The 357-nt window shown below is 45.4% G+C and carries 1 protein-coding gene; it reads left to right on the plus strand.

The genetic code is table 11. The features are described 5' to 3' along the window. Positions 1-187: 187 nt before the first annotated feature. A partial coding sequence (locus A3735_RS32520) for a transposase (protein WP_197485813.1) occupies positions 188-357 on the plus strand: 170 nt, incomplete at its 3' end.

Genomic DNA, 357 nt, shown 5'->3' on the forward strand with positions numbered 1-357 from the left:
GGTCGATAATCAAGGCTAACTATCAAGAAAGATAGAGGAAGCTGAAATGCCAAGGAAGCCAAGAATGTATATGGCCGGAGTGCCGTGCCATGTAATACAACGAGGAAGCTGAAATGCCAAGGAAGCCAAGAATGTATATGGCCGGAGTGCCGTGCCATGTAATACAACGAGGAAGCAATCGGGAAGCGTGTTTCTTTCAGATCAAGATAATCAGTTTTATCTGGAATGCTTACAAGAAGCGCGTGAACGCTATGATGTAAGTTGTCATGCTTGTGTCTTGGTGACGAATCACACACATCTTTTGTTGACACCTTCATGCACTGACGGTGTCTCTAAAGTGATGCAGTCACTTGGGCG

Source organism: Oleiphilus sp. HI0061 (assembly GCF_001635675.1).